The organism is Mesobacillus subterraneus, from assembly GCF_023715485.1.
GTDB lineage: Bacteria > Bacillota > Bacilli > Bacillales > Cytobacillaceae > Mesobacillus > Mesobacillus subterraneus_B.
Genome location: NZ_JAMBOF010000005.1, coordinates 116,497 through 131,730 on the forward strand (window position 1 = coordinate 116,497; position 15,234 = coordinate 131,730).

Sequence of the window (15,234 nt, forward strand, 5' to 3'; positions counted from 1 at the left end):
AAATTATTTTAATGCATAACCCCTGTTTTGCCAACACTTTTCTTAGCCCAATTCCTTCCTGTGTTATATTCTCCTAAAGCAAACAGCTTAAACAAGAAACCGTCTTTAAAATAAATTCAATACTTTTTTGAGGGATTCCTTCTGTAGAGGATGAAAATCTAATAGGACTATTACCTTAATTTATCTGGAGAAGAGAGATTTAACAGCCACAAAACGCTATTGATTGTGGAAAAAGGTAAATAAAGAAGTATCTTATATGCTGCAAACCATGAGATGGAGAAAATAGTAAATAAGAAAGGGAGTGCCATCTATATCAGGCACTCCCATTAATTTATTTTACGTATACTCTTGTTTCGTAAGGCTTAAGCGTTAGTGCTGTAGCTGGTCCGTGTTCTTCGACTTCGTAGTTGTTGAGCAACAGCTTGCTTGATTCTAACGGGAATGCGTCAAAATCGATTGCTGCCGGCTCACTGGATAAGTTTGAAATGACGACTGCTTGCTCATTGTCCATTGTACGTGTATAGGCATAGATCTGATCATGGTCCTCGAGAACCAAATCATAGGTGCCATACGTAAAGATTTCGTTCTCCTTCTTCATCGCAATCATCTTTTTATAAAAATGAAGGATCGAACGAGGATCATTCATCTGCTGCTCGACGTTCACATTTGGATAATTCGGATTCATGCCAAGCCAAGGATTTCCTGTTGTAAAGCCGGCGTTAGGCGCATCGGACCATTGCATTGGAGTCCTTGAATTATCTCGGCTCGTTGCCCAGATGAAATCCATGATTTCTTCATGAGGAACTCCGTTTTCACGGCGGATTTTGTACAGATTTTTAATGGCAACATCATCATAATCATCGATAGAAGGGAATTGGACATTCGTCATGCCGATTTCCTGGCCCTGATAAATGAAAGGAGTCCCCTGCATCAAGAAGTACATTGAAGCGAGTGCTGTCGCACTTTCACGCCAGTATTCCTTGTCATCTCCCCATGTAGAAACGATTCGCGCTTTGTCATGGTTTTCGATGAAAAGGGCATTCCAGCCATGGCCCTCAAGGCCTTTTTGCCAGCGTGTGAAAGTCTTTTTCAGTTTCCCAAGGTCAAGTGCTTTCTTTTCCGAATCCCAAAGATCAAGGTGCTCAAATTGGAATACCATGTTGAATTTTCCTTGTTCCTCGCCAACCCAAAGGTCCGCTTCTTCAATGCTGACGCCATTTGCCTCTCCGACAGTCATGATGTCGTATTTAGAGAAGGTTTCCTGCTTCAGCTCTTCAAGGTATGTCTGGATTCCATTGACATTCATATGCTTATCGAAGGAAGAAACATATTGAAGGCCTTCAGGATTTGGCATGTCCTTTAGTCCATCTTCCTTTTTGATATGGCTGATCGCGTCAACACGGAAGCCGTCGATTCCTTTATCCAGCCACCAGTTGATCATGTCGTACAGTGCTGTACGGACCTCTTTGTTTTCCCAGTTCAAGTCAGGCTGCTTGCGGGAGAAAATGTGCAGGAAGTATTGATCTGTCTTTTCGTCATACTCCCAGGCAGAACCGCCAAAGATGCTTTCCCAGTTATTTGGTTCAGCGCCGTCTTTTCCGTCGCGCCAAATATACCAGTCGCGCTTAGGGCTGTCCTTTGACTCGCGTGACTCAAGGAACCATGCATGCTCATCGCTTGAGTGATTGATGACAAGATCGATGATCAGCTTCATGCCGCGCTTATGCGTCTCGGCGAGCAGCTGGTCGAAGTCTGCCATCGTTCCGAATTCATCCATGATATCCTGATAATCGCTAATATCATAGCCGTTATCGTCATTAGGTGACTTGTACATCGGGCAAATCCAGATGACATCGATCCCTAAATCCTTCAAGTAATCAAGTTTTGAAATCATTCCTTGCAAATCGCCGATTCCGTCGCCATTTGAATCCATGAAGCTTCTTGGATAAACCTGATATGCGACAGCTTCTTTCCACCATGTGTGTTTCATTTGAACCCTCATTTCTTTGTATAGACCTGATGTATATCCAGTTAAATTACTTTAGTAGTAGTATTGCTCTGTTCAAGGCTTACTTATTGATGACGGAGCACGATTTTCGTTCGATCATCCGCGCTGGAATCGTGATCCTCTTTGGCAAAGCCTTTGGGTTTTTAATAATTTCTATTAAACAGTTAGCTGCTTCAAAGCCCAACTGAAAGATGTCGATATTCACGGAAGTCAGCTGCGGCCTCATATGCTCCGTAAGTGGGACATCATTAAAGCTCACAATTGAAATCTCCTCTGGCACCTTGATATTCAATTCCTCTGAATAACTCATGAGTTCGATTGCCGTAAAATCATCGGCGACTACAAGAGCAGTAGGAGGCTCATGGGAGGACAGGAATTTTGTGATGCCTTCTTTTCCTTCTGATTTTAAGCATTCCTCATGAATAATATACGTTTCGTCATATGCGATACCAGCTTCGAGAAGGGCGTGTTTATATCCTTCGAGCCGGTCAATCGTAAAGACATGGTCCAGATTGACTCCGATAAAAGCAATCTTTCTATGGCCAAGATTGATTAAATAATCGGTAACCTGCTTTGTGATATAGATGTTGTCATTGTCAACATAGGTAATCCGCTCAGCGTTCTTATAGGGGCGGCCGATGACTGTAAAAGGAAATTTTTCATCCAGTAAATAGTTCATGATCTGATCATCCGTCTTCGAATACAGAAGGATGATGCCGTCAACTCGCCGGCCCTGGACCATTGAAACAACCTGCTGGAAGATTTCATCATCGGTAATGCCAGTCGTCAAATATACTCCGAACTTATCCTCATGGGCCTTCATGCTGATCCCTCTTAGCACTTCAGGGAAAAACGGGTTTTGCAATGCCTGGGTTGCCGAATTGGGCATGACGATGCCGATCGTTTCGGTACTCCTTACAACCAGACTCCGGGCTTGCAGGTTAGGGTGGTATCCCAGCTTCGCCATCTCTTTCCGTACACGCTTCTTGGTTTCTTCACTGATATGAGGATGATCGCCGATCACCCTGGAAACGGTAGAAGGCGACACACCGGCTGCCTTCGCTACATCTTTGATTGTGACTGCCATTGGTCGTCTCTCCTGTAGTATCGATTATTTTACCGAACCCTCTGATACTCCCTTGATGATTTGCTTTTGGAGGAAGAAGTATATGATGATGACTGGAATGATTGCGATTGTCAATCCTGCCAATGCCAAATGCCATTGTTTAGTATATTCCCCAAAGAAGAAGAACATCTTCAGCGGAATTGTTTCCATTCCCTGCTGGTTGATAACTAGTGAAGGAAGGAGATAATCGTTCCAGATCCAAATGATATTCAAGATTGCGACTGTAACGGATACAGGCTTTAGCATCGGGAAGATAATATACCAGAAAATCTGGAATCGATTCGCACCATCAATTGTTGCCGCTTCATCAAGCGATTTCGGAATTCCACTCAATGTCCCGTGATAGAGGAAGATCGATAAGCTGGCCCCAAAACCAAGGTACATGAAAACCAGTCCGCCTCTATTGAGCATTTCGAGCTTGCCAAAAATAGACACGAGTGGAATCATAACCGACTGGAAAGGGATGAGCATCGCAGCCACGAACAGCATGAAAATGATACCGCTCGTTTTGCCTCCTCGTCTTGAAAGGGCATAAGCAGCCATTGATGAAAAGATGATGATGACAGCTACAGCGAGCACAGTGATCAGCAGGGAGTTGAAAAAGGTTTTGACAAAATCAAGACGCTCAAAGGCCACGGTATAATTTTCGAATGTAAAAACATCCGGAAGCTTTAACGTATCCTCAAACATTTCTCTTTTTGTTTTAAAAGAGTTGACGATCATAAGATAGAACGGGGAAAGCCAGATCAGCGCAAGAATGATGCCGAGAATTTCTAATATGATTCTGCTCTGCTTCTTCTTTTTCATTACATCTCGACCTCCCGTTTTTTATTGATGTAAACCTGTGTAAGTGAAATAGCCGCAACGATCAGGAAGAAAATGACCGCTTTCGCTTGAGCAAATGCCATCGCGTTTTCCACGAATGCTGTTTTGAAAATTTCCATCGCCACCATCTGGGTGGAGTTATACGGACCACCGCCAGTGAGCGACAGGTTTTGGTCATAAAGCTTGAAGGAGTTTGAAAGTGTCAGGAACAAGCTGACAGTGAATGCCGGCATAACCAGCGGGAAAGTCACATGATAAAAACGCTGGAAGCTGTTCGCGCCATCGATTTCTGCGGCTTCAAGCAATTCCTGCGGTACACCTTCAAGGAATGAAATGTAGATGACCATAATGTAACCAGCCATCTGCCAGCTCATCAGGATCGCCATTGCCCAGAAGCCTGTTGCCTCAGTGGACAGCCATCCCTCCAAGGCTTCCACACCGATCAGTTCGCCAATACTTGCGAATACCTTTATAAAAATAAACTGCCAGATGAATCCAAGAATCAGTCCGCCGATCAGGTTCGGCATGAAAAAAATCGTTCTAAGGATATTATTGGTTCTGAATTTTTGCGTAACAAGCAATGCCAATGATAGGCCAAAAAAGTTGATCAGGAACACAGAAACCACAGTGAATTTTGTGGTGAACCATAAGGCATCTCTGAATTCTTTTTCATCAAGAAGAGCTTTGTAATGTTCAAGGCCAACGAAAGATGGGGTCTTAATCCCGTTCCAGTCTGTAAATGAGTAATAAACGCCGTAAGCAAGCGGCATAAGAACAACCACAGCAAGAGCAAGCAAAGCTGGAGCCAGGAAAAGCCAGTACCAGAGGTTCCGGTTGCGCATCTGTAAATCCTCCTGTCTTTGTAATCGCCTGGAAGCTGATTACACTAGTTGGTAGAAAGCAATAATGTTTATATGTGCAAACGTTTGTACGAGCTATTTTTCTTGTTTGTAACTTCTAGAAAAAAAGTTAGGAAACAAAACAGCCTAAGCCGTTCTGTTTCCCCCTTTGTAAAAGTTATTACTTACGAGCGTCTTCCCAAGCTTTAGAAGACTCTTTTACTAAGTCATCCCAGCTCATTTCACCGCTTACATATTTTTGGATGTTAACACCAAGCTTTTCTTGTCCCCATCCTGTTGGGTAACCCATGAAAGTCCAAGCCAATGTTTTTCCAGCTGAAGAGTATTCATAGATTTCTTTTGCAAGTGGATCAGAGATCTTGCCAGCGTCGTATCCTTCATAAGCAGGAATGAATTTGAAATCTTCAATTACTGCAGTTTTACCTTCTTCAGAAGTATATAACCAGTCTAAGAATTCCTTAGCTGCTGCTACTTCTTTTTCGTCCTTGTTGCTGTTTACAGCCCAGTACATTGGCACGCCAACCGGGATTGAATCTTCTTTGTAGCCTTCAACTGGAATAGGAAGGATTCCTACGCCGCTGTTAGCAAGCTCTTCATCGATTCCAGCGATTGAACCGGATACCCAGTTGCCTTGCTGGATGATTGCTGCTTTGCCAGTAGAGAATAACTCTTCAACCTGCTTAGCATAGTCAAGGCTTACAGTAGGCTGGTCAGAGTATTTGTTCTGCAGGTCAAGAATTTTCTTGAATGCATCACCGTGTTCAAATGTAACTTCCTTCGATTCGAAAGCGTTGATTACGTTCTGATCAAACTCAGGCGCAAGGAACACGTTTGAAAGGTGAAGTCCAGTTACCCAAGTTTCTTTTGCTGGAAGAGCAAATACAGATGTAAGGCCAAGGTCTTTCTTCTTGCTGTCTAAAGTCTTTACTGCATCTTCTAAAGCTTTGTAGCTAGTGATGCTCTTCGGATCGATACCAGCTTTTTCAAAAATGCCTTTGTTATAGATGAAGCCATAGCCTTCCTGGTTGTATGGAAGTCCAAGTACTTTGTCGTCTTTTGTTACGCCTTCAAGAGTTCCGCTAAGAGCAGCTTTTGCAGCGTCTGTGTCAGAAAGGTCTGCCAGCTTATCTTCCCAGTCAGCAACGTCCTGAGGTCCGCCAACGTTGTAAATTGTAGGTTCATTGCCAGAAGCGAATTTGGATTTCAGTGCGGCGCCGTAATCTTCACCGCCGCCGACAGTGGTGATGTTGATGTCAACATCTTTATTAGCTTCTTCGTAAGCCTTTGCGATGTCTTCGAACTGATCCTTGAATTCAACCTTGAATTGGAAAATGTCAACGGTTACTTTGTCTCCGTCTTTTCCATTGTCTCCAGATTTTTTGTCATCGCTTGATGAACATCCTGCAAGACCTCCGCCGATCAAAAGCCCAAGGGAAAGAACTGCTGGAAATAGCTTTTTTGCTTTCATTGTTGAGATACCCCCAAAAATATTGTTTTTTTGCATGCAACCACATGCGTTCCGAAAGCGTTTGCATATATTTGCATAGATACTCAGAAGATAATAATCATATACAACACCTTTAAAACGCTTACATATATGGGATGAAAATAAGGAAAACACTGATGCAGATGGATTCCTGGACAATATTTCCCTTATGCTATCTTTATATGCAAACGATTGCAGCTGTGGATACATAATAGCATATGATTTTTAGGATGACAATATGTAAGCTTATGAGAAAATTAAATTTTGAGATTATGTGGCTGTAAGTCTCCTATACCTTAAAGAATTTTGAAGTTAGGTAAAAATATACTAAACCCATTTCCCTTGGTTAAACTATCTAAAAAAATCCTGCAACATTTCTATTGCAGGACGTCAAAATGAATTCTTAAATCTATGTTTTTTTAAAATAAACCGTTCTGTATAAAGCTTCTAAATTTTTCTTGCACCAATCGTGGACAAGTGGCCCTTTAACTGCATTTTTGTCGTAAAATAAAATCAAAAAGACCCAAGCATAAGGTAGGTGTGACATTGTGAAACCATGCAAATGCAAGGAATTTAATTAATACGGTATTGTCAGGCTCCCTTGGAAAGAGAAGGCAATTCGATTTTTCAGGAGAAGGAACAATATAAACGGAAGATGAAATCTGAATACATATATAGATAAGGACAATGAATGTTTTATAATAAAGCCACTTTAATAATAAGAAGGTTTCAGTTAGACAAAATTTCAATTAAGTATTGGAGCGATAAACTTTCTCTTCTTTTCCAATGTTATATTTAGGTATTCCTTCTTATCTAAGATCTCGAAAATCCGATAGGCGTTTATGTATAGTTCCGAAATATTAGTAACTTTTTCTTTTTTCGTTTCTAAACATAATCCTTTTTGATAATACAGTTGTCCTAAGTAGGAAATGTTCTCCAGCTCTTTTGATAGTTTAATCCCATTATCTATTATGTTAATTGCCTCCCCAATAAGGTCTGCAGCATATAATGTCTTTCCGTAATTGTAATAAATTTTAATTAACAAAATTTCTCCTTCATAATCAAAAGCTAGATTTGAAGAATTAAGGCTAGCGACTAAATCGTTATAATACTGTATGCTTTCAGGATAATGTTTATTTTCTGCATAGAGATTAGCAATAACATTTTTTATTCTCAACTCTTGAAAGCTTTTCTTAGTAATAGTGTCTTCGTTTACACAAAGGTTTTCTAAATTATGTATGCATTCAAGATAATCTATCTTGTTGATATAAAAGCAACTCATGTAAAAGTTCCAATATAAGAATTGATTGAACCAAATATGGTTTTTAGTTTTTTTGTTTTTTAATTCAAGTGAAGTTATTTCATAAACTTCCTGGTATCTTTTAGCTTTATTAAGTGATTCGATTGTTTTAATAGTTTCTTTAATGTAGTAAGTATAATCATGAAAGGTTACATTTAGAAAATGTTCGATCGGAACGTGTAATTTTAATGCAATCAAATATAAAACATCTATACTCGGGTAAACCTCCCCAGCTTCGATTCTACTAATTGCTGATTGAGAACAAATTCCTTTTGCTAGTTCTCCTTGCGATAAATCTGCTTTCTTTCTATAAAAATGGATTTCCTCTCCTAATCTTTCTGAAGACATAATTTCACCTCCGAACAAAATATGAAAAATTTCATAATTTAATTTGATAAATAAAGCTATAGATAGTTACTTAGGGGGTTATGGGTAAATACATCTCTATTGCTAAAAAACTTCTAAAATTTGGTTACTTTATACTCATAATATACCATTTTATAGATTGGAGGTTTAAACATGAAGAAAGGGATCTTTCTTTTAGTGGCTTTGAATGTATTGCTCCTGTTGTCACCTATGGCATTTATTTCTCCGCCTGATTATGATTTGCCGTATGAAAATTAAAATTTAATTTTTTAAGATGGTTAATAGAATGTTTGGATAAATTCTCAATCATATTCATCCTGTAAATATATTCTAAAAGGAGTGTTTCATATGAAAAAATTGGTTAGCAGTTTTATTTTCCTATTATTAATTTGTATTGGAGGGGGAGCTTTTGCTGAGGAAAACGTGGAAACTTCTTTGACGGATTTCGAGAAAACCTATTTACTTGAAACTGGACATACTGTTGAGGAAATCGAAAGTTTACCAGTGGAAGTTGCTAAGCAGTTAGTTAAAGAAAAAGCTGTAATTAATGATAAGGGTTATGATATCGTTCAGTTTTTGGAAAGTTCTCCTTCTAAACCTGGTCAAATCTCTACAATGGGTTCTATTTCTTCTTCAACTATGAAATTATCAGGAACAGTTTATAAAGTAACTAGTGACAAAGCCTATAATGATAAATTTTACATCTATGGTAATTTCACGTGGTTAAAAACACCTTCATATACTCTAGTAGATAAAATGACATTTGGTTTTCCATCCAGTTCAGGGCTATATTTACCAACTAGTAGTGGTCTGGTAACGCAACATCAACATAGATATTCACAAGATCCACAAGGTAATGGAAATTGGATTGACTACGCTATTGATTATTCTCCAAGCGATTGGGAACCGAGTGCAGGTGTAGCTGGAGATTTTGATTTGCGTTCTTCAACCAGCCTCACAAAACATAAAGGATATATGGGTCAATATGTATATGTACCTACATCGAAGAGCGGAACTATTAATATTAAAATCGAATATGGGCACAAATTATATTCAGGTTCCCCGACTGTGTCCGTATACCCAGCAGGTTTGGCGATAACACCAACAAGTTCAGTTGACACAGCTTCATATGCATTAACTTTAAGTTATTAATTTTCGGAAGGGAAGGTCTGAGTAATTTATCAGATCTTCTTTTAATATTTTGTATAAATTTTAATAAATGTTGATTTAAATAATTTAGTTTGATATGAATAAAATTAAATAAGTCATAAAGGGAGGTAGGTACTTATATGAAACAAATAGTAATTAGTTTTATTTTAGTTCTTGTGGTTTCTGCAATTTTATTTTTCGGTATTAGTTTTAATGCCTCACTCGATACATCTTATATATTAGGATTAATGGTTATTTTAATTTTGCATACATCTTTAATCATCTCAATTTTAATAAAAAGAGAAATAAATAAAGAGTAAATAATAATTGGGAATTTATCGCTTAGCAAGATAAGCAGGAACTATATTGGAGGATACTGGAGTAAAAACCTGACTGCTAACAATCAAATATTCCATATTAAATCAAAAGGCACAGTGCAATAAGGGCATTGTGCCTTTTTAATACTGTTAAAAGGGGATGTGTTCTCTTGGAGAAATTTCTGGTAGTTCTGTTAAAGGCTTGTTTAAAGGACTAATAGTTTAGTAACGACAATTGAAAAAACAAAATAACATCCTATAAATATCCTTAAAAACAACCAAAAATCAAAAGTTGTATTGTTTAAAGATGCGGATAAGTGATAGGAAGATATACTTTAAGGGCGATAATAAGTGAAGAACTAGTATATACACGTATTATTTGAAGTCATATGTTTGAAAGTCTATCATGGAAGACAAGACTTATTTCAGAAGGTGAAATCATGATTAAATGCATAGCAACTGATATGGATGGAACGTTATTGACTGTAACCCAGCAGATCACGCCTGAGAACCGGGAAGCAATTTTGAAGGCGAAGGAAAAAGGAGTGGAGGTCGTTGTCGCTACAGGACGCTCTTACCAGGAAGCGAAGTTTGTACTCGAGGAAGCCGGCCTTAAGCTGCCAATGATCTGTGTGAATGGGGCTGAAGCGCGCTCAGAGGAAGGGGAAATCGTATCCTCCAGTCCTTTGAATAAAGATCAGGCCCGTCAAGCAGCGTTACGATTGGTCGAAAACGGTGTATATTTCGAGGTCTACACAAACAAAGGCACATTTACTGAAGATGAAGATAAAGCAATCTCAATCATTGTTGATATTTTTTCTACGGCGAATCCTGAAGTGCCAATTGAAAAAATAGCTCAAGCTGCAGAGGAAAGGCTTCATAAAGGTCTTGTCCGCACCATTGAGCATTACGACAAGCTTTTTGAGGATGGGCAATCTGAAATTTACAAATTGCTGGCTTTTTCGCTTGATGATGAAAAGCTTGCTGCTGCAAACGCTGCATTAAGGGAAATCAACGGTCTTGCGATCAGCTCATCCGGCAGTGAGAATATCGAAGTCACAAGCTTGGACGCCCAAAAAGGGATCGCGCTTGAAAAGTTCCTTTCGTCCCGGGGAATCAGCATGGAGGAAACGATGGCATTGGGAGATAATTTTAACGATGCATCGATGCTAGAAAGAGTCGGCAAGCCGGTCGCGATGGGCAATGCTGTCGACCAAATCAAGGAATTATGCGGGGAAGTCACACTTACTAATGAAGAAAGCGGCGTTGGAGTGGCTATAATGAAGGTGTTGGAAGACTGACGATCAGGAAGGACGGGTGTCATGAAAAGATTCTTGTATGTGTTGTTTGCGATGCTGATATTTCTCGCAGGCTGTACTGGCGGTGGGGATGAAACGAAGCCGGTTGATGAAGAACAAATAACTCAAGAGCAGGAAGTCTTGCTACAGGTCAGTAATATGGAAGTAGTGGCGGAAAACCTGGAAGTACCTTGGTCAATCAACAAGTCTGGCGACACCTTTTACCTCAGCGAACGACCAGGAACAATTGTCAAAGTGGAGGATGGGAGGCTGACTCGCCAGCGTATATCGTTGAAAAAGAGACTGTCACAGGCAGCTGAAGCCGGCTTGTTGGGCTTCGTGCTGGCACCTGATTTTGAGCAAACCAATAAGGCATTTGCCTATTACACATACGAGAATGGCACCGGCCAGTTCAATCGGATTGTTGAACTGACTTTGAAAAATGATGAATGGTCTGAAGGCAGGTTATTGCTTGATAAAATCCCTAGCGGCCGGTTCCATCATGGCGGCAGGCTTAAGATCGGCCCGGATGGTAAGCTATATGCCACGGCCGGGGATGCGGCAACAAGTCCCGAAATTGCCCAGGATTTAGAATCTCTTGGAGGAAAAATCTTGCGGTTGAATCTTGATGGGTCTGTTCCGGCGGACAATCCTTTTGGAAACTCCTACGTATACAGCTATGGCCATCGCAATCCGCAAGGGCTGGCCTGGTCGGAGGATGGAACGCTTTATGCCAGCGAACACGGACCCTCCGCACATGATGAAATCAATCTGATTGAGGCAGGGCAAAACTATGGCTGGCCGGAGATCACTGGTGATGATACGAAGCAGGGCATGGAAGCGCCGATTTTTCAATCAGGCAGTGATACATGGGCACCATCTGGCATGGCGGCGCATAATGGGAAGCTGTATGTCGCAACATTGAGGGGCAATGCGCTGCGTGAGTTCGATCCCGCTGCAAAAACAACCAGAGAAGTTGTCACTGGATTAGGGCGAATACGAGATGTAATCGTGGAGGGTGATTATCTATATTTCATCAGCAACAATACAGACGGCCGCGGCACCCCGAGTGAAGGCGATGACAAGCTTTTTCGAGTGAAAATTGCTGGGCTTCGGTAATTAAGTGAGATTTTTTTGGTTTTCTAAAGCATTTTCATAAAAAAAGGATCTGAAAAGCTGGAAAATAGGCTGGTTAAACAATAAAAAGAGAACCATAACATAAAGGTTATAGCGAAAATCCATTTTTTATAGCGAAAATCCCAATTTAATAGCGAAAAAGCGAATATTATAGCGAAAATCTGACTTTTATAGCGAAATCTGCATTTTTATAGCGAACTGGAAATTATGAGCGATTTTTTCCAGTTCGCAAAACAAAAACCGGGCACCCGCCCGGTTTAATGGCTTTGTAAATGTAATAAGATCAGTGTCTAGCTTTTTGTACCTGCCAAACCATGCATGATGAATTGGATGGTCCGCTCCGCTTCTGCTTCGTCATCCCAGTCGGCTTCCGGCAGGATCATATAGCGGGCAATCAGATAGCCAAAAATGGAGGTAAACGTCATCCTGACTACACTGTATGCAGGCATCTCAATGATTTGGCCTCTTGCCTGATAGTGCTCAACAAGCTTTTCGAATTGAGTAAATATTTTAAGGGCGATATGCTCCTTGAACAATTCCCTCAATTCAGGATGGAACGGTATCTCCTGCATCAGGATTTTCAAAGTAGGCAGGTTTTTGATCAGGAAGTCCCGGCGGTTTTCTAGCATCGCTCTCAGGAAGTCTTCAAACTGTTCATAATCCTGATGGAGGACTTTTTGAATATCTTTTATGATAAAAGGTGCGACAAACCTTGCCATCACTGGTGCAACAATCGCAAGCAGCAAATCCTTTTTCGTTTTATAGTGCCTGAAAATGGTTCCTTCAGCTACACCGGCCTTTTTTGCGATTTCACTTGTCGAGGTTGCAGAATACCCTTTTTCGGCAAAAGACTCGATTGCAGAGACGATAATTTTCTTCTGCTTGTCTGTCAGTTCTTCTTCAGCATCTATTAACTGGTCAATTTTTAAGTCACGATCTGTCATCGTTTACTCCTTCCGCCGTATATCTCGGTCATTTAAACAGCGCGATGTTTCCTTAATGCTAAAATATTCAGCACGATAAATACAGCTGAAAATCCAGCCAGCATCAACATGTTACCATATATGGCATCCCAGCCGTATCCTCGGACCATGATATCACGCAAAGCTTCTGCAGCATAATAGAGCGGAGTGATTGGACCGAGCCAGCTCAGCCAATCGGAAATCGTGTCAAGATTGATCAGGCCTGAGAAGAAGAACTGCGGCACAATGATGATCGGGATGAATTGGATCATCTGGAACTCGTTATTCGCGAATGCGGACAGCAGAGTGCCGAGCGTCAGCGCCGTCATTGACAGCATTAAGGTAATTAATAAAACATAGATAAAGGATCCTTCCATCAGCATCCCAAGAATATAGATCGCATACCAGGCGATCAGTGTAGCCTGAAGCATCGTGAAAATCCCGAATCCAAGCACGTAGCCAATCACGATTTCCCACTTGCGCAGCGGACTGGAAAGCAATTTTTCAAGCGTACCGCTTGTTCGTTCGCGCAAAAAAGAAATACCCGAAATGATAAACACAAAGAAGAAGGCAAAGAAGCCTAACAAGACCGGGCCGAAATAATCGAATTGCCCCATATCCTTCGAGCCATGCAAGTAATCAACTGATAATTCCATTTGTCCCTGAGCGGGGAGCAGCGACTTTGTTGCCTGCTGGATCCATTTCATCACAGCGCCGTTAACGGATGGGTCGCTTCCTTCAAGGACAATGTGATCGGGCATAGGTCCGTCAAAAACAAGGTACCCATCGATTTCTTGGGCTGTTGCATCCGCTTTGGCACTTCTGAGAGAATCATATTCTGTAATTTTTGCATCATCCAAATCAAGCTTCTCAATAACCGCGTCCGGGGCATCGACCAGGCCGACCTTCGGGATATAGTTATCTCCATTAAAAACAAGGTGGAGCATGGTCAGGATAAGCAGCGGGGCGACAAGCATCATGGCAAGTGTCCTTTTATCCCTGAGAAATTGGCGGATAATCCTGATTACTAATGCTTTAATTCTCATGCTGAACACCTCCGTATGCTAAAAATGCTTCCTCGACACTTGAAGAACCAGTCCTCGTTTTCAGTTCATCCGGTGTGCCGACAGCGATTAACCTGCCATCCCTGATCAATCCAAGTCTGTCGCATTTCTCGGCTTCGTCCATAACATGTGTAGTGACGATCAGTGTCTTGCCCTTCGCTTTCAAATCATAGAATCCTGCCCAGATGCTCTGGCGAAGAACAGGGTCGATCCCGACAGTCGGTTCATCAAGGATCAGCAGTTCAGGCTCATGCAGCAATGCGGCCGCAAGCGATAGGCGCCGCTTCATTCCGCCAGAATAATTGGTTACAAGTTTGTTGAGATGCTCGGATAAGTCAACAAGCTCCATTACTTCTAAAATACGCTTTTTCCTCTGAGCGCCGTTCAATCCGAATAGGGATGCAAAAAACTCAAGGTTTTCTTTTGCGGACAGCTCGGTGTAGAGTGCATCGGACTGAGCCATGTAGCCAATTTTTTCAATGAGCTTTAGTGAGGGCATTTTCTGGCCAAATAAATGATTTTCTCCTTCACTTGGCAGCTCAAGGCCGACCAGCTGCCTGACAAGAGTGGTTTTACCGGCTCCAGAAGGGCCAAGCAGCCCAAAGATTTCGCCGTTTTGAATCTCAAGATTGATATCTCTTAAAACTTCATGCTTGCCAAAACGTTTAGATACATTATTAATAGAAACAATCACTAAATATTCACCGCCTTTTTATAAGTGAGTAATCACTCACTTTTAGTGTAACTCATTCGATAACATTTGTATAGTGAGTAATCACTCACATTTTCTTCTGAATTTCGACATCTTCAAAGAGTGAGGGGTACCCAGTATTATGCTATGATTAAGTAAAAGTGTGAAAATTTTAAAAATATAATATTTGAAGAGAATTGAAGTATATTACCATGATGATTTCAGAGCGGGACCTTTTACATAGCCTAAAAATAAAGGAAGTGATCTCTTGTTTAATAATAAAAAGAAGAGGTTGGCACTTATATTTGCACCAATGATTTTAGTGAGCTGCCTTATTATCTATGACGCAAACCTGGATGTGTATACTAATAGTACAGAGGGGATCTTGGTTTATAAAGATAAGGAATTCCACAGGGGATACGAAACCCATCAAAAATATTATGTGAATGGCGAAAAGAAGTTTAAAATTGAAAGATTGATAGGCAAGACGAATAACAGCAAATTCGTTGGTTTCAAAGAGTCTGTCTGGAAGATCGAGGGTAAACCAGCGGACGAAGTTGTATTTGTAAAAGGTTTGAGGATTGAAGGAGTGTATGAAATCAAAAAATAATCCACCAATTGGTGGATTATTTTTTAGGCTCTTTT

Annotated in this window: 14 protein-coding genes; 5 read left to right on the forward strand and 9 right to left on the reverse strand. The window is 40.8% G+C overall.

Annotated elements, in window-relative coordinates:
* Window positions 1-331: 331 nt before the first annotated feature.
* From M3204_RS08910 to M3204_RS08935, 6 genes are all read right to left on the reverse strand, one after another.
* The gene (locus tag M3204_RS08910; RefSeq protein ID WP_251480870.1) at window positions 332-1,990 is read right to left on the reverse strand and encodes a glycoside hydrolase family 13 protein; all 1,659 of its coding nucleotides are present in this window, start codon (window positions 1,988-1,990) and stop codon (window positions 332-334) included.
* Between the two features lie 79 nt (window positions 1,991-2,069).
* Window positions 2,070-3,095, reverse strand: a complete 1,026-nt coding sequence (locus tag M3204_RS08915) for a LacI family DNA-binding transcriptional regulator (protein ID WP_251480871.1) — start codon at window positions 3,093-3,095, stop codon at window positions 2,070-2,072.
* 24 nt (window positions 3,096-3,119) lie between these two features.
* Window positions 3,120-3,941 (reverse strand): carbohydrate ABC transporter permease, encoded by an 822-nt coding sequence (locus tag M3204_RS08920; protein WP_251480872.1) that lies wholly within the window; start codon window positions 3,939-3,941, stop codon window positions 3,120-3,122.
* The gene (locus M3204_RS08925) at window positions 3,941-4,801 is read right to left on the reverse strand and encodes a carbohydrate ABC transporter permease (RefSeq protein WP_251480873.1); all 861 of its coding nucleotides are present in this window, start codon (window positions 4,799-4,801) and stop codon (window positions 3,941-3,943) included. The genes M3204_RS08920 and M3204_RS08925 overlap by 1 nt, the downstream gene beginning before the upstream one ends.
* Before the next feature lie 178 nt (window positions 4,802-4,979).
* Window positions 4,980-6,287 (reverse strand): ABC transporter substrate-binding protein, encoded by a 1,308-nt coding sequence (locus tag M3204_RS08930; protein WP_251480874.1) that lies wholly within the window; start codon window positions 6,285-6,287, stop codon window positions 4,980-4,982.
* 763 nt (window positions 6,288-7,050) lie between these two features.
* On the reverse strand, window positions 7,051-7,953 hold the full coding sequence (locus M3204_RS08935; protein WP_251480875.1) for a helix-turn-helix domain-containing protein: 903 nt from the start codon (window positions 7,951-7,953) through the stop codon (window positions 7,051-7,053).
* 366 nt (window positions 7,954-8,319) lie between these two features.
* Here M3204_RS08935 and M3204_RS08940 point away from each other — a divergent pair, with 366 nt between their 5' ends.
* The 4 genes from M3204_RS08940 to M3204_RS08955 all read left to right on the forward strand — a co-directional run bounded on the left by M3204_RS08940 (window position 8,320) and on the right by M3204_RS08955 (window position 11,854).
* A complete protein-coding gene (locus M3204_RS08940; protein ID WP_251480876.1) occupies window positions 8,320-9,123 on the forward strand; it encodes a hypothetical protein in 804 nt (267 codons plus the stop codon).
* 137 nt (window positions 9,124-9,260) lie between these two features.
* Window positions 9,261-9,440: a hypothetical protein gene (locus tag M3204_RS08945; RefSeq protein ID WP_251480877.1), complete on the forward strand. Its 180-nt coding sequence runs from the start codon at window positions 9,261-9,263 to the stop codon at window positions 9,438-9,440.
* A gap of 437 nt (window positions 9,441-9,877) precedes the next feature.
* Window positions 9,878-10,738 (forward strand): Cof-type HAD-IIB family hydrolase, encoded by an 861-nt coding sequence (locus tag M3204_RS08950; RefSeq protein WP_251480878.1) that lies wholly within the window; start codon window positions 9,878-9,880, stop codon window positions 10,736-10,738.
* 21 nt (window positions 10,739-10,759) lie between these two features.
* Window positions 10,760-11,854, forward strand: a complete 1,095-nt coding sequence (locus tag M3204_RS08955) for a PQQ-dependent sugar dehydrogenase (RefSeq protein ID WP_251480879.1) — start codon at window positions 10,760-10,762, stop codon at window positions 11,852-11,854.
* A 308-nt stretch (window positions 11,855-12,162) separates the two neighbouring features.
* Here M3204_RS08955 and M3204_RS08960 read toward each other — a convergent pair whose 3' ends face one another.
* Genes M3204_RS08960 through M3204_RS08970 form a run of 3 tightly spaced genes read right to left on the reverse strand, consistent with a single transcriptional unit; the run spans window position 12,163 to window position 14,592 of the window.
* Window positions 12,163-12,816: a TetR/AcrR family transcriptional regulator gene (locus M3204_RS08960; protein ID WP_251480880.1), complete on the reverse strand. Its 654-nt coding sequence runs from the start codon at window positions 12,814-12,816 to the stop codon at window positions 12,163-12,165.
* Between the two features lie 32 nt (window positions 12,817-12,848).
* Window positions 12,849-13,880, reverse strand: coding sequence for an ABC transporter permease (locus tag M3204_RS08965; RefSeq protein WP_251480881.1), 1,032 nt, complete (start codon window positions 13,878-13,880; stop codon window positions 12,849-12,851).
* Window positions 13,870-14,592, reverse strand: coding sequence for an ABC transporter ATP-binding protein (locus M3204_RS08970; protein WP_251480882.1), 723 nt, complete (start codon window positions 14,590-14,592; stop codon window positions 13,870-13,872). Before M3204_RS08970 ends, M3204_RS08965 begins: the two co-directional genes overlap by 11 nt.
* 265 nt (window positions 14,593-14,857) lie before the next feature.
* Here M3204_RS08970 and M3204_RS08975 point away from each other — a divergent pair, with 265 nt between their 5' ends.
* The gene (locus M3204_RS08975) at window positions 14,858-15,199 is read left to right on the forward strand and encodes a hypothetical protein (RefSeq protein ID WP_251480883.1); all 342 of its coding nucleotides are present in this window, start codon (window positions 14,858-14,860) and stop codon (window positions 15,197-15,199) included.
* Window positions 15,200-15,234: the final 35 nt, after the last annotated feature.